The following is an 18,171-nucleotide window of genomic DNA, read 5'->3' as shown; positions in this document are numbered from 1 at the left end:
GCCGACCGTAACGACGGCGGGTACGTCGGAACTCAGAACGGTCGCCGTTGCGCCGCGGGATACCGTTGGCCATGACCGATCCGAAGCGTTGGACCATCGGCAACATCCGTCTCACTCCGATCGTCGAGGCCGAGACCACCGGCATTCCGGTCGAGTTCTTCTTTCCCACCGCCAACGGTGCCGACGTCGCACGTGCTGACTGGCTGACGCCAGGGAGTGCCGACGGGTCGACGATCGCGTTCCGCGTGCAGTCGTTCGTGCTCGAACGACTCGACGAGCACGGTCGACGCGATCCCGACGCCGGGCTCGTCGTCGTCGACCCATGCGTCGGCAACCACAAGCAGCGCAACCTCGCGTTCTGGAACATGCTCGACACGTCGTGGTTCGACGACTTCGAGGCGGCGGGGTTCGCTGCGGCCGACGTCACCATCGTGGTCCACACGCACCTCCACGAAGACCACATCGGCTGGGACACACACCTCGTCGACGGCGTGTGGCAGCCCACGTTCACCAACGCCCGGCACGTCTACGTCGGCGACGAACTCGACTTCGCCGAGCGTGACGATCGCCGCGTCGGCCACGATCCGTTCGCCGACTCGATCAAACCGGTGCTCGACGCCGGGTTGGGCTGGGAGGTCGACTCCACGGCCGAGATCGCTCCCGGAATCCGGCTCGTCCCGTCGCCCGGACACACACCCGGACACGTGTCGATGATCATCGACACCGGTGCCGAACCGCTCGCGATCACCGGCGATGCACTACACCATCAGTTCCAGTTCACGAACCCGTCGATCGCCGAGGTGGCCGACATCGACATCCCGCTGGCGCAGCGGAGCCGATCCGAGCTGTTCTCCGACTGGGCGTCGTCGGGTGCCGTCGTCGCCGGAACCCATTTCGCCATCGAACCGGTCGGCGTCGTGTCGGCACACGATGGCGCGTGGCGCTTCGACCCCGTGTCGGCCGACTGACACCGGACGCAGCACTACGCTCCGGCCATGCCCGACGTCTCCGTCTCCCGCACGATCGCCGCATCGCCCGAGCAGGTGTGGTCGCTCGTGTCCGACCCGACGCGGATGGGTGAATGGTCGCCCGAGAACGTGGGCGCCAAGTGGCTCGGCGACGCCAGCGGGCCCGCAGTCGGCGCCAGGTTCCGCGGGTCGAACAAGAACGGGTGGATGCGCTGGAAGACGGTGTGCACCATCACCGAGTGCGTCGAGAACGAAGCGTTCGCGTTCGACGTGAAATCGGGACCGATCGCGATCGCCACCTGGGCGTACCGGCTCACGCCCGACGGTGACGGCACGATCGTGACCGAGGAGTGGACGAGCAACGAGGCGAAGTGGATGGAGACCGTGGCCAACAAGGCGCTTCGGATCGATTCGCGAGCCGAGTTCAACCGGGAGGGCATGGAGACCACGCTCGCCGCGATGGCCACCGAGCTCGAAGCCGAGGGAGGGGCCACCTCATGAGCACGCTGACCGACCGAGACCGCACGGCCCTCGTGGTCATCGACATGCAGCAGGCCGTCGTCGCGAACGGTCACGAGGTCGAACGCGTCGTGGCGAACATCGACACGCTGATCGCCCGAGCTCGTTCGGGCGACACACCCGTCATCTGGGTGCAGCACGCCGACGACGAGATGCCGTCCGGCTCTGCGGGCTGGGAGTTCGTGCCCGAGCTCGCGCCGGCCAGTGGCGAGGCGATCATCGCGAAACGGTTCGGCGACTCGTTCGAGGAGACCGACCTCGAATCGACGTTGAGCGACCTCGGCGTCGGACGCCTGATCGTGACCGGCGCGCAGACCGACGCGTGCGTGCGGTCGACGCTGCACGGAGCGGTTGCGCGCGGCTACGACACCGTCCTCGTCGGCGATGCCCACACGACCGAAGACATGCGCGAGTGGGGTTCCCCGCTCAGCCCCGAACAGGCGATCGCGTACACCAACATGTACTGGAACTTCACCGCCGCGCCCGGCCGGACGTGCGCCACCGTCACCACCGACGAGGTCGACTTCGCGACCTGACCGCAGCCGACGCTCGGTCGCTGGTCGCTGCTAGCGCAACGCAGGGGGAAGCTCGAGACCGAACTTCGAGCAGAGTCGAGGCACGTCGTGCCGGTCGACCGGCCGAGGGTCGTAACCGGTGTGCCATTGCACCGACCACTCGGGGGCTTCGCAGCGGACGGCGGCAACTCCGATCGTGCCCGTACCCGACAGCGCGTCGGCCGGGAACGTCTCACCGGACTCGACCCCGCCGTAGTGCAACTCGCCGGTTGCGAGCGTCTCGTAGAGGTGGAGATCGACACGGACGTGCGCTCCGTCGTGCAGCACGAAGTTCCACGGGCGTTCATCGCCCACCGGAAACAACCGGTCCACACCACGCTCGGCGAACACCGCGACGGCTCGATGAAGCGAACTCGCTGGAATCCACAGATCGAGATCGCTGTGCTCTCGTGTCTGTTCACCCAGGAGCGCGTCGACCGCCCAACCACCGCCGACGCACGCGTCGACACGTTTCGCGCTCAGCGCCGCGAGCAGGAGGACGGCGTCACCGGCATCCATCACGTGAGTGGGCATGGCCGCCAACAGTACGCACTCGGCGTGCGACGACCCTCTTGCGTTCCGAGAGCAGATCGCGGCCATCACCAGGCTGGACGCACCCGACGAGTTCTGTCCGTCCACCCGCGACAGGCTCCGGCGCCCGCAACTCTGTGACACCCCTTCTCTATGGTGATTGGTACCGACTCCCCCGGTCTTGTTCACCACACAGATCGGAGCGATTGCACATGAATCACGACCGAGCCGACGCAGCCTGGGCTGTCGCCGTCGGCGCCGATGCCGACTCGCTGGAGCGTGCCGGCCTCGACGAGGTACTCGTCGCCATACGCCTGGCGCGTTCTCGACTCGACGCCGTCGAGCTGCGCGTGTCTCGACGGCTGCGATACCTCGCCGAGCAGGGCCGATCAGAGCATGCCGAGCGCGCCATCGCCGACACGACCGGACGCTCACACCGCGACGCTCGCGACGTGACCGCCCGAGACGAGTTGTGCGATGACCACCCCGAACTCGCGGACGCACTCGATGCCGGCCAACTCACCGCGGCGCATCTCGACGCGATCCATGCCGCGGCCCGCAACCTGCCCGAGGCAGTCCGGTCCGAGTACCTCGCTCACACCGACGAGCTCATGGAGCGCGCCGCTCACGTGTCGCTCGACGCCTTCCAGCGGGAATGTCGCGCGCTGGCAAAGCACTGCCTGGCGCAGTCACGGCGCGATGCCGATGTCGACGAGTTGGAGCAGCAGCGTGCCGCGTCCAAGGTTCGCCGTTGGGTCGACCGCTCGACCGGGATGCATCACACGTTGCTCGAACTCGACCCGGTGCGCGACGCGAAGCTCGATGCGGCCATCAACCGCGAGCTCGCTCGCCTGCGGGCCACCGATCGCACGGCGCACGCGCCATGGCAGCAGGTCATGGTCGACGCCACACTCAACGTCCTCACCGGTGACGTGACCGAGCAGGTCGCGCCGTCCGGCGATGGTGCGGTCGCTCATCGTCGGGTGGTCGATCGAGTTCCCGAGATCACACTCGTCGTCGAGCTGCTCCATCTGGTCGACCTCGCCGAGAGTTCCGGGTTGTGCGAGACCGACAACGGGGTGCCGATTCCGGCCTCGACGGTTCGCCGACTCTGTTGTGACGCCGAGATCATCCCCGTCGTGATGGACGGCCCGTCGACCGTGCTCGACGAAGGCCGGTCGAAGCGCACCGCGACACGCGATCAGCGGCGAGCGCTTCGTGCGGTACACCGCACCTGCGCCCATCCCGGATGCACCGTGGGGTTCGACGCGTGTCGGATCCATCACGTTGCGCACTGGCTCGAACACCACGGTCCGACCGATTTCCGCAACCTGCTCCCGCTGTGCGAGCGCCATCACCACCTGGTCCACGAGGGCAACTGGACGCTCACGCTCGACGAGCATCGAATCGCCACGTGGACTCGGCCCGACGGCGTGATCCACCACCGCGGTTCCACGGTCGATCGGCGAACCGAGTCGATCGGAGCACCCGATGAGCGGAGGCGGCGCGAGTCCCGCGCCGACGAGCAACTCGCCATGATCTGATCCGACGCCGCCGAGCGGCGCGCCACATGTCAACCCGACGCGTTCGGGTCGCCCATCGTCACGACGATCTTGCCTCGAGCGTGCCCGTCACCCTGCTGGCGGATCGCTGCGGCCCCATCGTCGAGCGTGTAGCGATCGCTGATGACCGAGCGCAACACACCCGCTTCGTACAACTCGCGCAAGGCGAGGAGGTCGGCGCGCGTCTCGGCGGCGGTGAAGGTGATGAACTTCTGACCGACGAATCGCCATCGCAGCATGCCGGCGAGCAGACGCGGCATGGGTTGGATCCAGCCGCCCTTCGGTCCGCCGACCATCAGGTAGCGACCGTTCGGCTGCATGATCGAACGCAGTGCACCGAGGCGGCGATCACCTGGGTTGTCGAAGATCACGTCGTAGCGCGTGTTCGACTCGCGGGCGAGCGCGACCACATCGTCGCGGAGACGGTCGACCACGTGATCGGCTCCGAGTGCCCGGGCCTGCTCGACGTTGTGCGTACTGCACACCGCGGTGACGGTGGCGCCCAAGTGCTTCGCGACCTGTACCGCGAACGAACCGACACCTCCCGAGGCACCGATGATCAGCACGTGCTCGCCGGAGCGCACCCGGGCCTTGTCGCGAAGCCCCTGCAGCGCCGTCACGGCCGCCACGCCGAGGCACGCTGCTTCGTCTGCGCCGACGGGCGTGTCGCCGGAGCCTGCGAGCACCGGGCGCTCGATGATGCGCTCGGCGGGCACGGCGACGTACTCGGCGAGCGCGCCGCCGTCGGTCTGCCCGAACACCTCGTCTCCGATCGCGAGATCGGTCACGCCTGCACCCACTGCCACCACGACTCCGGCGACGTCGGTGCCCGGAATCGGACGCGGCGGTCGCCGCAGGCCCACCACCAGTCGCATGATTCGGGGTATTCCCGTCATCATGTGCCAGTCGGCCATGTTGATCGACACGGCCTCGGTACGGAGCACGACCTCACCTTCGGCCGCGTCGCGACTCGGTTCGGACACGTCACGAATCTCGAGCAGATCGGCGTCGCCGTAGCGGTCGTGCATCAGCGCTTTCACGACGACAACACCTCCGGGCCGGCACTCAGGGACCCGCCCGCGCTGACAGCGGCGGCGCCGCGCTCCCTCTCGCCGCGCTCCCCCTCGCTGTTCCGAGCGATCATCGCGGGCTTCCCCGTCGCAGGGTTCTCCGTGCCGGTGTTCTCCAGCTCGATGTTCTCCAGCTCCGCGCTCACCATCGCGGTGTTCTGCGTGGCGGGCTTCTCCGTCGCGGTGTTCTCCGTCGCGGTGTTCACCGTCGCGGTGTTCTCCGTCGCGGTGTGCTCCATTTTGGGTTCGGGCAGGCGGGCCTCGCCTTCGATGTCGATGGTCGGCAGGAGTCGATCGAGCCAGCCGGGCAGCCACCAGTTGGCGTCGCCCATCAGCTTCATCGTCGCCGGAACGAGCACCAGGCGCACGATCGTCGCATCGACGAAGATCGCCGTGGCGAGGCCGAGGCCCATCATCTTGATGATCGGGTCGTCGCCGAACACGAAGCCGAGAAACACCGAGATCATGATGAGCGCAGCCGACGTGATCACTCGCGCCGTACTGGCGATGCCGTGGATGACCGATCGGTCGTTGTCGCCGGTGAGCAGGTACTCCTCCCGAACCCGCGACAGGAGGAACACCTCGTAGTCCATCGAGAGGCCGAAGAGGATGGCGAACATGAACATCGGGATGAACGCCACGATCGGCACCGTCGATTCGAGCCCGATGATGTCTTTGCCCCACCCCCACTGGAACACCATCACCAGCACGCCGTACGCCGCACCGATGCTCAACAGGTTGAGCACGGCGGCCTTGAGCGGCACCAGGATCGATCGGAAGACCAGGGTCAGCAGGAGGAACGAAAGCCCCACCACCGCGACGATGAAGAGGAGGAGTCGGTCGGTGACGCGACCACCGATGTCACCGAAGCTCGCCGTCTGTCCGCCGACGTGTGCGGTTGCGGGACTCTCGCTGACCACGGGAGCGATCACATCGGCTCGCAACCGCTGGATGGTGTCGAACGTGACGTCGTCCTGAGGCGGCGTCGTCGGGAAGGCGAGCATGGTGGCGACCCCGGCCTCGAGGTCGATGTCGGCGGGAGTGACGCTGACGACTCCCTCGTCGGCCTCGATGGCACGGCGAAGCGGTTCGACCACCTCGGCGTCGGCCGAGATGTCGACGGCGATCACGAGCGGCCCGTTGAGACCCGCGCCGAAGCCCTCGGCGACGAGATCGAACGCGCGCCGTTCGGTCCGCGACTCCGGAAGTGCGCCCTCACCGGGGAAGCCGAGCTGCAGACTCAGGACCGGAGCGGTGAGTGCGAGCAGGAGCGCCGTGACGCCGATCGAGTAGCTCCAGGCATGCGCGGTGACGTGCCGCCCCCAGCGTTCCCACCGTGCGCCGATGGCAGGCGCCCCGGCCGTACCGAGACCATCGCGACCGCGCCGCTTCCGATGGACACCGAGGCGATTGATCCAGTGCCCCGACACGCCGAGGAACGCCGGCAGGAGCGTGATGGACGTGAGCACCATGATCAGCACGGTGATCGAGGTGGCCACACCCGCGGCCGTCATGAACGGCACCCCGGCCACGCCCAACCCGAGGATCGCGATCACGACGGTGCCGCCGGCGAAGATCACGGCCTGACCTGCGGTCGCGACCGCGCGGCCGGCCGATTCCGGCACGGTCATGCCGAGCGCGAGGAACTCCCGGTGCCGGGTGACGAGGAACAGGGCGTAGTCGATGCCGACGCCGAGGCCGACCATCGCGGCGATCTCGGGCGCCCAGCTCGGGATCTCGATGAGGTAGGTGACGAGCCCCATCGACGTGACGCCGAGCGCCAGGCCGAAGAGTGCCATGCCGATCGGCAGGCCCATGGCGATCACCGACCCGAAGGCGAGCAGCAGGATGAAGACGGCCGCGATGATGCCGACCATCTCGCCGCCACCGCCCGATTCCTCGAAGGTGAAGAAGAGGTCGCCGTTCAACTCGACCTGGAGCGACGAGGTGGCCCGCGCCGTGTCGCCCAACTCCTTGAGCCGGTCGAGGTCGGCCGAGCTCACCTCCTCCAAGACGGGGTACTGGACGCGGATCACCGCGACGGAACCGTCGGGCGACACCGCTCCGGCTGCGACCGCAGCGTCGGTGTCCTGTTGCAGCAGCCCGGCCGGATCGTTGGTGCCGAGCACGTTCGGCAGCGCCTCCACTTGGGCCTGCACAGCGGCAAGGTCGGCGACCGGCCGGGTCGCATCATCGAAGAACGTGGCGTCGGCGTCGAGTGGCGTCACGACCACCTGGGCGGTGAGACCCGCGGCCTCGGACTGCGTCTGCGTGAGCAGGTCGAGTGCGGCGGTCGAGTCGAGGCCCGGGGCTTCGAACGAGTCCTCGAGCTCGCGGCCGAAGCCGACCGACGCGCCGATCATCACCACCGAGACGAGGAGCCAGGCCCCGATCACCTTCCACGGATTCCCGGCGGCCCAACGGCCCACTCGGTACAACCACTTCGACATTACTTGCTCCTTCTGCTCCCATGCACGGCGACGTGTGCCGTGCGTATTCGTCGATCATCTGCCGGTCGTCTGTCTGTCGGTCGTCTGTCTGTCGGTCGTCCACCGATTCGTGGTCGACTGTTTCGATACGCTACCGTAGCGTATCGAAACGAACACAGCACGTCGAGAAATTTCGCGACGGACTTCTAGGGTGAGGATCCAATGGGACGGCCACGCAGCCAGGTAGCACGAGCCAAGGCGATCGCCACGGCCACCGAGGTCGTGCTCGATCTCGGCATCCGAGGTTTCAGCATCGATGAGGTCGCCCGGCGTTCTGGCGTGGCGAAGACCACGATCTACCGGCACTTTCCCGACCGCGACGAGTTGTTGATCCGGGCCGTCGACGCCACCGTCGTCTACCCGGAGGCACCCGACACCGGGTCGCTGCGAGGCGACCTCGTCGAGTTCCTCCGCCTCGCCCTGCCGAACTTCGCCGACCCGCGAGCGAACGCGGCGCACCAGGAACTGTTCGCCGCGATGGCCCGCAACCCGGCGCTACGCGCGGTGAGTCAGCGCGTGGCAGGCGACCGGAGCAGCCCGCTCGTCGCGCTTCGCCGACGATGGATCGACCGCGGCGAGATTCGGCCCGACATCACCGTGCTCGACATGTTCGAGATCGTCGACGGACCCTTCATCGTTCGTTCGCTGATCGCTCCAGCCGCACTCGTCGACGTCGACTACGACCGACTCGTCGACCGAATCCTGCTCCAGCTCACCCCCTGAGCCCGGCGTCTCCCGCTAGCTCCCGCCGTCTCTCGCGGGACCCCACCACGACACAGCACCGAGTTCCAGAACCGCTGCCCCCTCGACAGAGAACGAAGGGGCCGAGGACCACGGGACACGGGACACGGGACACGGCCAGGAACGCAGACGACCGGCTCCGGCGGCGGCAGCCATCACGACCACAAGATCCAGCGCTGCCGGAAGGTTCGAGCCGCGCACCTGTCCCGACCCGACAGCTCGCGACATCTCGCGGCATGTCGCTCAGGGTCCCGGTCAGCGTCGCGGCCAGGGTTGCGGTCAGGTGCGAGAGGCGCCGACCGGACGCAACACGCCGGTGGCCGACACCGGGGTCGCGCCCGGGGTGGGTGTGGATCGTCCACCGAACTGAGGCGCGATCACGGCTGCCACCACGAGCAGTGCACCGGCGATCTGGATCAGGGTCAGGCTCTGGTCGAGCACGACCCAGCCGGCGAACGTCGCCATCACGGGGCTGAGCAGCGTGAGGAAACCGACGATCGAGACCGGCAGGCGCTGCACCCCGCTGAACCAGTTGGCGTACGCCAAGCCGGTGCCGAAGATCGCCAGCCACACGAACCCACCGACGTTGGTGACGGAGATCGAGGTGGGCATGCCTTCGGTGACGAGGGTGATCGGCAACAACAGCAACCCGCCCGCGGTGAGCTGCCAACCGGTGAAGGTGATCAGGTCGACCGGACGCTCCCAGTACTTGGTGAGGACGACACCCGTGGCCATGCAGAGCGTGCCCGAGAGCGCCGCCACGACGCCGACGGCGTCGAGTCCGGCATCGGGTCCGAGCACCAGCAGCGCCACGCCGAGCACGCCGGCCACACCCGAGAGGCCTGTGCGCAGGGTGAACTTCTCACCGAGGACCAGTGCGGCGAGCCCGGCTCCGACGAGGGGTCCGATCGCTCCCGCCGTCGCCGCGACCCCGCCGGGCAGGCGGAACGCTGCCACGAAGAGCAGCGCGAAGAAGGCACCGATGTTGAGCGTGCCGAGCACCGCCGAGCGCCACCACCAGATGCCGCTCGGGAGCCGCCGCGACCACGCGATGAACACGAGGCCGACGGGAAGTGCACGAACGAGGGCGGCGAGCATCGGCCGGCCGTCGGGAAGGAGTTCGGACGCAACGATGTAGGTGGTTCCCCAGACCAGCGGGGTGAGTGCGGTTCGCCAGATATCTCTTGACATGAAGATATCTTGCGCTTGATTATCTCTCGATGTCAAGAGATAATTGCGACATGTCGAAACAACGCAAGGTCGAGAGCGATTCGAGCCCGGAACCCAGCTCCAGCCCCGAGCTCGACGTGGTCGACCGGATCGTCGCCCAGTGGCACCGTGAACGACCCGACATCGACGTGTCGGGCATGGAGATCATCGGCCGGCTCGGGCGGCTCGAACGAGTGATCCGACCGAAGCTCGACAAGGTGTTCGCGGAGCACGTCCTCGAATCGTGGGAGTTCGACGTCCTCGCCACGCTGCTTCGAAACGGGGCGCCGCATCAGCTCACGCCCGGACAATTGCTCGACTCGATGATGATCACGTCCGGGGCCATGACGAACCGGCTCGACCGACTGGAGGCGCGAGGGCTCGTGAAGCGCTCCAAGAGCGAACACGACGGTCGACAGGTCGTGGTGACCTTGACCAAGAAGGGGCTGCGGAAGGTCGACGACGCACTCGCCGACCACGCCGCGAACGAGCTCGAGATCCTCAGCTCGCTCGACGCCGACGATCAGGCTGCGCTGGTCACGCTGCTGCGCAAATTGTCATTGGACCTCGCCGCCTCGTGAGCCGACGTCCGTCGACCGGTCCGGCTTCCACCAGCTGACCGGCGAGTTCGGCCGAGCGCTCAGCTGTTCTCGACGAACTCGACCCAGTTGCCGTCGGGGTCCTCCACCATGAGAATGCGAACGCCCTCGCGGATCTGCGACACCGGTACGGCGATCGGCACCCCGGCGTCGTCACACGCTGCCGCCATCTCGTCGAGGTTCGAGATGACCAGCGTGAGATAGCGGTAGCCGAGCGCCCCCGGGATGCCGCCTCCAGGCGCCGCGGGCGGCGTGTCGTTGAGGTTGACGAGCTTCAGCAGCGAGTCGCCGCACTGGATGCGGTGCATGGTGCCACCGCTGCCCAACGGCATCGGGATGTCGCCGACGTGTTCCAAGCCGAGGAGCTCGCAGTAGAACCGGAGCGATCGCTCGCTGTCGGTGATCACGATTCCGAGGTCGACACCCTGCTTGGCCAGCTGCACGCTCATGGCCGGACGTTACGTCACGCGCGTCATCACGTCACGGTCGCTGCCACGCCACCGTCTCCATGTCACTGGCGTGATCACGTCACGGACGACGCCACGTCACTGGCGTGATCACGTCAGACGTCACCGCGTCACGGTCGTCGCCGATCCGTCATGCCATTCCCTCCTCCCACGCCCGCACAGCGCTCGCACGTCGAGCTTGCCCGAGCTCGTCCGGCAGGCTCGTCCGTCGGCGTCGGTCGAGCGCGGGTCGCGGGAACTGCAAGACTCGTCAGCGGTCGGTGTCGGTCATCACTCGATCGACCCGTGCACTGATCGCCGTCGCCAGCCACCGAACGCAGGGAGCCACCGCCATGACGATCACCGACATGCCGACCCAGATTCCGACCGACTCGTCCGACGCCGATCGCATCGAGGTCGTGCCGCAGTCCCGCACCATCGGGGCCGAACTCCACGGGATCGACCTCTCGCGCCCGCTGAGTGACGCCGCGATCGCGCTCGTTCGCCGAGCACTCCTCGATTGGAAGGTGCTGTTCTTCCGAGATCAAGACATCACCACCGAACAGCACCTCGAGTTCGCCCGTCGATTCGGTCCACTCGAGATCCATCCGTTCGCTCCGGAGAAGCCGGGATTCCCCGAGGTGCTGGCGATCACCCACGACGAGGAGTCACCGGGCCACGAGAATCTCTGGCACTCCGACGTGACGTGGCGGCTCGAACCGTCACTCGGCTCCGTGCTTCGAATGATCGACGGACCCGAACTCGGTGGCGACACCGTGTTCTCCGACATGTACGCGGCCTACGACGGCCTACCGCAACGGATCAAGGAGCGCGTCGACGGACTCGTCGCTCGCCACGACTTCACCAACTTCCGACGGCGCATGATCCGCAACGGTGCGACGCCCGAGCAGGTCGCAGAGTTCGACGCGACGTATCCGAACCCCGAACATCCGGTCGTGCGCACGCATCCCGAGACCGGTCGCAAGGGCATCTACGTCAACGCCGCCTTCACCCAGGAGATCGCGGGTCTCGACCCCGACGAGAGCGCCGAACTCCTCGACGTGCTCTACCGCCAGGCGGCGTATCCGGAGTATCAGGTCCGGTTCCGGTGGGCGCCGAACTCGATCGCCTTCTGGGACAACCGGTCGTGCCAGCACTACGCGGTGTCCGACTACTGGCCCGACGTCCGCAAGGTCGAACGCGTCACGATCATCGGTGACGCCCCGTACTTCGATCCCGCACAGGCGCCGACCGACCTGCCCGAGCGCCCGTTCCGCGGGGTGCTCAAACGCTGGACCGACAGCTGACACCCTGGATGCGCGAACACTCCTGGAGATCACGACCTCAGGCTGAACTCGTCCGCGTGACGTCCCCGGTATGACGTCCCCGGTGTGACGTCGTCGACGTGACGGCCCCGACGTGACGTCCCCGGCCCGAGGTACTCCGCGTGACTTCCCTGGCGTGGTCTTCCGGTGTGACGTCCTCGGTGTGTCGTCCTCGGCGGAACGTCAGTCGATCCCGCGGCGTCAGGTGACCGGCGGGTGCATCCGGACGGCGTCGGTGGGCGACACGCCCGAGAGCACGGCGTCGAGACCGGCGAGCGCGGCGTCGAGCGCCAGCGAGTTCGGTTCGATCAACCCGCGGATGAGGTCGTCGGACAGCGGCGCATCACCCAGCGACAACGAGGTGCGGCACCGGAATCCGCCGGTGTCGAGGTCGAGTTCGAACGCACCGGAGAACATCTTCGAGTTCAACCGGGTGATGAACTCGGCGACCTGGGGGCGGTGCTCGACGTCGATGTCGACCGGACGGATCGAATAGGCGACCACCTGTCGCGTGTCTTCGCGCGTGTGCAGCCAGAGCGACCACGACCCGTTCTCACCACCGATGTTCGCCGACACCATGTTGGCCCCGGCGTGACGCTCGAAGGCGATGTCGGACTCGTCGAGGTAGTTGCGGATCTGGCCGAGCAGGGGCGGCCAGGGTTCGGTCGCCGGGTCGATCGGTTGTTGGATCACTTCCTCGACGGGGACTCCGGCAGCGTCGTCGCTGGCGAGTTGGTCGGCGTCGGCCCACCTCGTCGAGAAGCCCTGACGGAGCTCGCCCGAGTCGGCCAGGTCGTCGGGCAGCGGCACCTGCTCGGTCACGTTCGTCGCGAACCAGCTCTCGGTGATCAGTGCAGGGGCTTCGTCGCCGAGCTCGGCGAGTTCGGCGACCCCGTCGACAGGGTCGAGACCGGCGACGCGCCGGATCACGTCGGGCACGAGCGCATCGACGAGGCGGAGTTCGATCTCGACGTCACCGGATCCGGTCAGACTGCCCGGCTTGCGTGCGTCGGCCACGAGATTGAACAGCTCGAGTTCGTCGATCGTCGACCACGTGTCTCGACTCACGCGCACACGGATCACGTAGCGCGACAGACTCGGGGTCGCGTCGATCACGTCGACGGGAAACGGGGCGCCGATGGGCAGTCGGAGCGGCAGGTGCTGGGGGGCGAACATGATGCGTCGTGCCTACTGGCCGAGGTACCAGGTCGTGATGGCGCCCGCCTTGGAGCTGACCTCGATGAAGGTCTGAGTGCGAGCGAGTTCGACCTTGAGTACGTCGGGAAGCGACAGTTCGTTGGTCTTCTCCGTGCCGATCGCGATGCTCCAGTCGGAGCCCTGCATCGTGAACGCAACCGTGAGGTTGGTTCCGGGAGCGAAGTCGGCCTTCGGCTGGAAGAGCTTGGGCGACATCTTGGCGAGCCCGGTGAGCAACGCCTGCGAGCCGGCGGCGTCGGCGTCTCCCTGCTTGGCGGCCGCCTCTTCCGACTTGCGCACGATCTTCTCGGCGAGCGCCCAGATCTTGGCGGCGAGGTCGAGCTGTGCCGGCATCGGTCCGGCACCGGTTGCGGTGATCTCGATGTCGTCCCACTCGGTGGTCTTCGGAGCTGCCGACGCGCCACCCCCGGTGGTGCGACCGGAGCGTGACACGCCCAGTTCGAGTGAGAAGCCGAACACCGAGAGCTTGCCACCAACGTTCCAACCGATGACCTCCGAGCCGACGCGCTTCTGCCGTTCGCCGGCGTTGAAGATCGAGTCGCTTCGTACGTTCTGTGCGCCGGCGCCACCCTTGCGTTCCATGAGCGACTGCTTGTCGACTCGGCGTCCGCTGAACGCGCCGCCCGACAGCTCGCCGGCAACGGCGTCTTCATCGCCGACGCTCGCGCCGACGGCACCTTGCACACCGCTCGTGACGTAGGACTCGTCGGACGCTTCGTCGTCGCCGCCGAACACCTGCTTCTCGAGTTGACGCGACCACGCTTCGGAACGGGCCATGCCGGCGGTTCCGGAGGTGCCGCCCCACAGCAGACTGATCAGTTCGGTCGGCGCCGAACCCTCGCGACCGCGGCGGTACAGCGCGTAGCTCATCAGTGCGGCGGCTTCGCCACCCGACTTGCCCTTCGCTTCGATGAAGCCGCCGAGACTGGCCGACAGTTCGGCCTTGCCGGCGATCGATCCCTTGACGCCGACGCTGATGTCGCCGCGCAGCATGACGAGTCCGTCAGTGCCCTTCTCCGCCGAGCCGCCGACCGTGATGGTGACGTACACACCTGGCTGGATCGGGATGGAGCCCTCGATCGTGAGCGACGCCGACGAACCGGGAGCGGCGACGACCATCTCGGCGAGCTCACCGATCTTGGAGAAGAGGCTCGTTGCGTCGTTCTGGTCCGGGTACCGCTTGACCGCCTTCTTGTACGCCTTGTTCGTCTCGTCGATCGTGGCGCCCGCGAGCGCTTCGTCGCTGAGCGACGTCGACATGAGGGCGATCTCGGTGTCGCAGAGTTGGATGAAGGCTTGGAGCCCGCGCATCCGTTCGGCCTTCGGGTTGGAGGCGATGGCTTCCGGGCCGGGCGCTTCGCCGCCCGATTGCGCCGCGGCGTAGGTGTCTTTCGCCTGGCCGAGCGATGCGAGCGTGAAGTTGGTGGAGTCTTCGTAGATCTCGCCGCGGTTCTTGATCCAGCGTTGCGCGACGTCTTGCATCGCTCGGATCTTGCTGACCGCCTGCGCGGCCATCTCCGGGTTGGCCGAGGAGAAGCCCTTGGCGATGAATCGCTCGTAGTCGGCGAGCAGGGTGAGGATCACGTTCTGCGCGGTCGACGCATCGGAGAAGCCCATCGTCGAGCTGATCGCGGTGTTCGCCTTGAACGTCTTCGAGTCCCAGAGCTTCGCTTGCACGCGCTGCGCCGATCCGGTCTGCTGCACGACGTGCGTCAACTCGTGTGCGATGAGGTGCTGGCCTTCCGACGAACCCGGGTCGTATGCGCCCGGAGCGAAGTGGACGTCGTTGCCATGGGTGAAGGCGTGAGCGCCGATCTCGGGGGCGAGCGAGCTGTTCTGGTGGACCGACACGTTGCTGAAGTCGGCGCCCATCGCCGATTCGAAGCGCCCGCGGGTGTCGTCGTCGAGAGCACGACCGCCACCCGATGCCCGCTGGATTCGCGACTCGACCGATGACTCCAACACGCCGCCGTCGGCGCCTGCCGCCGCGGACGTGTTGCCTGAGCGCATGACCCGTGAGATGGGCGTCGGCGACGCTCCCGATCGACCACCGAGTGCCGGCGCCGATCGAGCGACGCCCGACGAAGCGACGCGTGACACGCTCGTGCGCGCGACGCCATCCGCCTGCTCGACGGTGTCGGGGCCGACCGGTGCGGTGTCTCCTCGCGAGAAGGTCCGCATCACGTCGTCGGCGACCTGGTCGGCCTCGCGTTCGTACGGATCGTCGACCGGGCCGACCGCCAACTTGGCTTGCACGATGGCCTCGGGAAGCGTCGGAACCGGTCGAGGTTCCAATCGTTCGCGAGCTCCCTCGCCGAAGCGCGTCAACGCCTCGTTCTTCTGGACCTGCTCGACTTTTGCCACTTCGGCACCCATGACGACCCTCCCGTCTCGGCGTGACCACCCTAGACCATGTGGTCTCACCGTGGGAGGGGAGCCACGATTTCACGCGATCTTGACGATGCGGCCGAGGCCGCGGCGATCGACGGAAACCGGTGCGCTGCACGCCGTAGCGCACCGCTACGGCCTGCCCGTGCGACTCCGTGGTCGGCCCCCGGCGTCACGGCGAGAGGTCGGCGACCGCGGCGGCGAGGTGCGGTCGGAACTCATGAGGGAACGCAGAGCGATCAACGATCAGGTCACAGCGCTCAGCTCGAGGCATCCGGTCGCGCCTGGCGTCGCCGCATCGGCGACAACGATCGTGGGTCCGCTACGACTCGCCGGCCATGAGCGCCGCACCGTATTCGTCGGCGGTGACCGTGCCGCCGGCGTCGACGGTGCGCTGCTGCTCCGACTCGCCGAGCAACGGCTGCATCAGGTCGATGCGCTTCCAGGTCGGGTGCGGCTGCTCACCGTCGGCATCGGGCACGTACTTCGACGTCTCCATGCGGGTGTGCTTGTGGATGTAGCGGGCACAGTTGACGAACGCCTGGTCGACCGTCGCCCGAACGACGGCGATCGCGCCGGGATAGGTGTCGAGCAGTTCGTCGTCGACGTGGAGCGTCGCGGTCGCCTGCACGCGGACTCGCTGCGGCGTCTCGAAGTCGATGAACAGCATCCCGATCTTGGCCGTGTCGTCGATGTTGCCGAGCGAGAGGAACATCCCGTTGCCGTCGTAGGCCGGGAACGCGAGGGTCGTCTCGTCGAGGACGCGAACCGTGCCGACGTCGCCGCCCTTGTACGACACCGTCGGTTCACCGGCGTCGTTCACCGTCGACAGGAAGAAGAAGTCTCGCGACTCGATGAACTCGATGTGTCGTTCGTCGAGTTGTTCGGTGACGATGGCCATCTCCAACCCGTCGGCGAGCGGCCGCGTCTCGAATCGGTCTTGCAGGGCGCGTTGGCTGTCGGTGTAGAAGCTCACGAAGTCACATCTCCCCGGTCGATCCGTCCGACGCAGCGCCGGCTCGGCCCCAGTCTCCCAGACCCGCTTGTTTCCCTCGGACCTGGTCCAGGAGAAACAAGCGGGCTCGGATGACGAGCGTGTGGGTCAGCCTTCGGCTTCGGCGGCGGCCATTGCTTCGACGGTGAAGCTGTGGAACTTCGCCGTGTCGAACCCGACGACCAAGCGAGCCTCGGTCTCGATGATCACGCGGTGCGGTGAGTCGAGGAACTTCGCGAAGCTTTGGACGTACGGATCGTCGGGCATCTTGTCGAGGCGCGAGAGGCGTCGGTAGAACCAGCTCTTCAACTCGTCGAAGTCGTCGTCGTCGTTGGTGTGGATGATGGAGTCACCCTTGAACGAGGCGGTCTTGCCACCGGCGTTGATGACCACACCCGACTGCGGCCGGGCCTTCAGTGCCGGGACACGCTTGCGGCGCTCCGCACAGGTGGTCCAGATCTTGCCGTCTTGGTAGACGAACGCGACGACGACCCCGACCGGGTACCCCTCCTTCGTGGTCCAGTTGAAGATGCACTCGCCGCCGTTCTCGAGCATCTGCTCGACCTCGGCTTCGCTCAAGCGCATCGTGGTCAGGTCTTCGTAGTCAACTTCCTCAGCCATGCCGACGATCTTTGCCGCGCGCCCTCGCCGGCAGCGTGTTGGAGCGCTCGGTGGGAGTGGACGTGTCAGTCCACCTCGGGATCGCGGTCCGATCAACGTCTCAGTCGGGGCGTGGCAGGACCGGTGGACCGCCGTTGACGCGGCCTTCGGCGAGCGTGAGCGCCATGTCGGCGTAGCGCGGGTGCGGCAGCATCCAGAACCGGTCGGCTTCGATGCCCTCGGCGACGAACGTGGCGACCTCTGCGGGCGTCAACGCTTCGTCGTAGCCGGCGCCGAACGTCTCCTTCTCGACGCTGTCGGGGTCGACCCCCGGCTTGTTGCGGTGGCTCGTGTTGATGTTGGTGCTCACCACGCCGGGGCACAGCACCGACATCGACACGTTGGTGTTCTGCAACTCGTGCCACATCGACTGCGACATGCCGACGACCGCGTGTTTCGCCGCGGTGTACGACGCGATCGTCGCGAACCCGAGCAGTCCGGCGGTCGATGCGGTGTTGACGACGTGGCCGGGCTGGCCCGACTCCTTCATCCGCGGGACGAACGAGAGCGCGCCGTGGACCACGCCCCACATGTCGACGTCGATGACCCACTTCCAGTCGTCGAGGGATTCGAACGCATCGCCGAAGTGCACGACGCCGGCGTTGTTGCACAGCACGTTGACGTGGCCCTTCCACTCGAATGCCGTGTCGGCGAGCGCGTCGACCGCTTCGGAAGAGCGCACGTCGCAGATCACGCCGAGGGCGTCGATGCCGGCTGCACCGAGTTCGGCCACCGCCGCGTCGAGTGCTCCCTGCTCGATGTCGGCAGCGACGACGGCCATGCCGCGCCGACCGAACTCGTGGCACAGCGCGAGGCCGATCCCGCTCGCTCCACCCGTGACCACTGCTACCTGACCAGCTTCGATCTGCATGGCGATCGACCGTAGCTGTCGGCCAGA

The 18,171-nt window shown here is 67.2% G+C and carries 17 protein-coding genes; 7 read left to right on the top strand and 10 right to left on the bottom strand.

What is annotated here, in order from left to right:
• Nucleotides 1-71: 71 nt before the first annotated feature.
• Genes YM304_RS00385 through YM304_RS00375 form a run of 3 tightly spaced genes read left to right on the top strand, consistent with a single transcriptional unit; the run spans nucleotide 72 to nucleotide 2,023 of the window.
• A complete protein-coding gene (locus YM304_RS00385; RefSeq protein WP_015439641.1) occupies nucleotides 72-968 on the top strand; it encodes an MBL fold metallo-hydrolase in 897 nt (298 codons plus the stop codon).
• 27 nt (nucleotides 969-995) lie between these two features.
• The gene (locus YM304_RS00380; RefSeq protein ID WP_015439640.1) at nucleotides 996-1,469 is read left to right on the top strand and encodes an SRPBCC family protein; all 474 of its coding nucleotides are present in this window, start codon (nucleotides 996-998) and stop codon (nucleotides 1,467-1,469) included.
• Nucleotides 1,466-2,023: a cysteine hydrolase family protein gene (locus tag YM304_RS00375; protein ID WP_015439639.1), complete on the top strand. Its 558-nt coding sequence runs from the start codon at nucleotides 1,466-1,468 to the stop codon at nucleotides 2,021-2,023. Before YM304_RS00380 ends, YM304_RS00375 begins: the two co-directional genes overlap by 4 nt.
• A gap of 30 nt (nucleotides 2,024-2,053) precedes the next feature.
• Here YM304_RS00375 and YM304_RS00370 read toward each other — a convergent pair whose 3' ends face one another.
• Complete coding sequence (locus YM304_RS00370) at nucleotides 2,054-2,575, bottom strand: nucleotidyltransferase domain-containing protein (RefSeq protein WP_041297855.1); 522 nt, start codon at nucleotides 2,573-2,575, stop codon at nucleotides 2,054-2,056.
• Between the two features lie 209 nt (nucleotides 2,576-2,784).
• Here YM304_RS00370 and YM304_RS21600 point away from each other — a divergent pair, with 209 nt between their 5' ends.
• A complete protein-coding gene (locus YM304_RS21600; RefSeq protein ID WP_015439637.1) occupies nucleotides 2,785-4,116 on the top strand; it encodes an HNH endonuclease signature motif containing protein in 1,332 nt (443 codons plus the stop codon).
• Nucleotides 4,117-4,145: 29 nt separating this feature from the next.
• Here YM304_RS21600 and YM304_RS00360 read toward each other — a convergent pair whose 3' ends face one another.
• Entirely contained in the window at nucleotides 4,146-5,174 is a 1,029-nt protein-coding gene (locus YM304_RS00360) for an NAD(P)-dependent alcohol dehydrogenase (protein WP_015439636.1), read from the bottom strand.
• Complete coding sequence (locus tag YM304_RS00355) at nucleotides 5,171-7,654, bottom strand: MMPL family transporter (RefSeq protein WP_015439635.1); 2,484 nt, start codon at nucleotides 7,652-7,654, stop codon at nucleotides 5,171-5,173. The genes YM304_RS00360 and YM304_RS00355 overlap by 4 nt, the downstream gene beginning before the upstream one ends.
• 201 nt (nucleotides 7,655-7,855) lie before the next feature.
• Here YM304_RS00355 and YM304_RS21595 point away from each other — a divergent pair, with 201 nt between their 5' ends.
• Nucleotides 7,856-8,416 (top strand): TetR/AcrR family transcriptional regulator, encoded by a 561-nt coding sequence (locus tag YM304_RS21595; protein WP_015439634.1) that lies wholly within the window; start codon nucleotides 7,856-7,858, stop codon nucleotides 8,414-8,416.
• Nucleotides 8,417-8,713: 297 nt separating this feature from the next.
• Here the strand turns inward: YM304_RS21595 and YM304_RS00345 are convergent, their stop codons facing one another.
• Nucleotides 8,714-9,625, bottom strand: a complete 912-nt coding sequence (locus YM304_RS00345) for an EamA family transporter (protein WP_015439633.1) — start codon at nucleotides 9,623-9,625, stop codon at nucleotides 8,714-8,716.
• A gap of 50 nt (nucleotides 9,626-9,675) precedes the next feature.
• On the opposite strand from YM304_RS00345, the gene YM304_RS00340 reads away from it, so the two are divergent.
• The gene (locus tag YM304_RS00340; RefSeq protein ID WP_015439632.1) at nucleotides 9,676-10,224 is read left to right on the top strand and encodes a MarR family winged helix-turn-helix transcriptional regulator; all 549 of its coding nucleotides are present in this window, start codon (nucleotides 9,676-9,678) and stop codon (nucleotides 10,222-10,224) included.
• Between the two features lie 59 nt (nucleotides 10,225-10,283).
• Here YM304_RS00340 and YM304_RS00335 read toward each other — a convergent pair whose 3' ends face one another.
• Nucleotides 10,284-10,691, bottom strand: coding sequence for a VOC family protein (locus tag YM304_RS00335; RefSeq protein ID WP_015439631.1), 408 nt, complete (start codon nucleotides 10,689-10,691; stop codon nucleotides 10,284-10,286).
• A gap of 350 nt (nucleotides 10,692-11,041) precedes the next feature.
• Here YM304_RS00335 and YM304_RS00330 point away from each other — a divergent pair, with 350 nt between their 5' ends.
• Entirely contained in the window at nucleotides 11,042-11,995 is a 954-nt protein-coding gene (locus YM304_RS00330; protein WP_173401477.1) for a TauD/TfdA dioxygenase family protein, read from the top strand.
• A gap of 219 nt (nucleotides 11,996-12,214) precedes the next feature.
• Here YM304_RS00330 and YM304_RS21590 read toward each other — a convergent pair whose 3' ends face one another.
• The 5 genes from YM304_RS21590 to YM304_RS00305 all read right to left on the bottom strand — a co-directional run bounded on the left by YM304_RS21590 (nucleotide 12,215) and on the right by YM304_RS00305 (nucleotide 18,144).
• Nucleotides 12,215-13,189, bottom strand: coding sequence for a YbjN domain-containing protein (locus YM304_RS21590; RefSeq protein ID WP_015439629.1), 975 nt, complete (start codon nucleotides 13,187-13,189; stop codon nucleotides 12,215-12,217).
• A 12-nt stretch (nucleotides 13,190-13,201) separates the two neighbouring features.
• Complete coding sequence (locus YM304_RS00320) at nucleotides 13,202-15,607, bottom strand: eCIS core domain-containing protein (protein ID WP_041297854.1); 2,406 nt, start codon at nucleotides 15,605-15,607, stop codon at nucleotides 13,202-13,204.
• Nucleotides 15,608-15,941: 334 nt separating this feature from the next.
• On the bottom strand, nucleotides 15,942-16,595 hold the full coding sequence (locus YM304_RS00315) for a pyridoxamine 5'-phosphate oxidase family protein (RefSeq protein WP_015439627.1): 654 nt from the start codon (nucleotides 16,593-16,595) through the stop codon (nucleotides 15,942-15,944).
• Between the two features lie 126 nt (nucleotides 16,596-16,721).
• On the bottom strand, nucleotides 16,722-17,234 hold the full coding sequence (locus YM304_RS00310) for a hypothetical protein (protein ID WP_015439626.1): 513 nt from the start codon (nucleotides 17,232-17,234) through the stop codon (nucleotides 16,722-16,724).
• A gap of 100 nt (nucleotides 17,235-17,334) precedes the next feature.
• Nucleotides 17,335-18,144 (bottom strand): SDR family NAD(P)-dependent oxidoreductase, encoded by an 810-nt coding sequence (locus YM304_RS00305; RefSeq protein WP_015439625.1) that lies wholly within the window; start codon nucleotides 18,142-18,144, stop codon nucleotides 17,335-17,337.
• Between the last annotated feature and the right edge of the window lie 27 nt (nucleotides 18,145-18,171).

It is taken from the genome of Ilumatobacter coccineus YM16-304, from assembly GCF_000348785.1.
Classification (GTDB): domain Bacteria; phylum Actinomycetota; class Acidimicrobiia; order Acidimicrobiales; family Ilumatobacteraceae; genus Ilumatobacter_A; species Ilumatobacter_A coccineus.
This window is presented reverse-complemented; position numbering and strand designations above follow the sequence as displayed.

Excerpts from the sequence above, each read along its gene's own strand:
- YM304_RS00385 (WP_015439641.1), top strand. The coding sequence starts at position 72 with ATGACCGATCCGAAGCGTTGGACCATCGGCAACATCCGTCTCACTCCG.
- YM304_RS00380 (WP_015439640.1), top strand. The coding sequence starts at position 996 with ATGCCCGACGTCTCCGTCTCCCGCACGATCGCCGCATCGCCCGAGCAG.
- YM304_RS00375 (WP_015439639.1), top strand. The coding sequence starts at position 1,466 with ATGAGCACGCTGACCGACCGAGACCGCACGGCCCTCGTGGTCATCGAC.
- YM304_RS00370 (WP_041297855.1), bottom strand. The coding sequence starts at position 2,575 with ATGCCCACTCACGTGATGGATGCCGGTGACGCCGTCCTCCTGCTCGCG.
- YM304_RS21600 (WP_015439637.1), top strand. The coding sequence starts at position 2,785 with ATGAATCACGACCGAGCCGACGCAGCCTGGGCTGTCGCCGTCGGCGCC.
- YM304_RS00355 (WP_015439635.1), bottom strand. The coding sequence starts at position 7,654 with ATGTCGAAGTGGTTGTACCGAGTGGGCCGTTGGGCCGCCGGGAATCCG.
- YM304_RS21595 (WP_015439634.1), top strand. The coding sequence starts at position 7,856 with ATGGGACGGCCACGCAGCCAGGTAGCACGAGCCAAGGCGATCGCCACG.
- YM304_RS00345 (WP_015439633.1), bottom strand. The coding sequence starts at position 9,625 with ATGTCAAGAGATATCTGGCGAACCGCACTCACCCCGCTGGTCTGGGGA.
- YM304_RS00340 (WP_015439632.1), top strand. The coding sequence starts at position 9,676 with ATGTCGAAACAACGCAAGGTCGAGAGCGATTCGAGCCCGGAACCCAGC.
- YM304_RS00335 (WP_015439631.1), bottom strand. The coding sequence starts at position 10,691 with ATGAGCGTGCAGCTGGCCAAGCAGGGTGTCGACCTCGGAATCGTGATC.
- YM304_RS00330 (WP_173401477.1), top strand. The coding sequence starts at position 11,042 with ATGACGATCACCGACATGCCGACCCAGATTCCGACCGACTCGTCCGAC.
- YM304_RS21590 (WP_015439629.1), bottom strand. The coding sequence starts at position 13,189 with ATGTTCGCCCCCCAGCACCTGCCGCTCCGACTGCCCATCGGCGCCCCG.
- YM304_RS00320 (WP_041297854.1), bottom strand. The coding sequence starts at position 15,607 with ATGGGTGCCGAAGTGGCAAAAGTCGAGCAGGTCCAGAAGAACGAGGCG.
- YM304_RS00310 (WP_015439626.1), bottom strand. The coding sequence starts at position 17,234 with ATGGCTGAGGAAGTTGACTACGAAGACCTGACCACGATGCGCTTGAGC.
- YM304_RS00305 (WP_015439625.1), bottom strand. The coding sequence starts at position 18,144 with ATGCAGATCGAAGCTGGTCAGGTAGCAGTGGTCACGGGTGGAGCGAGC.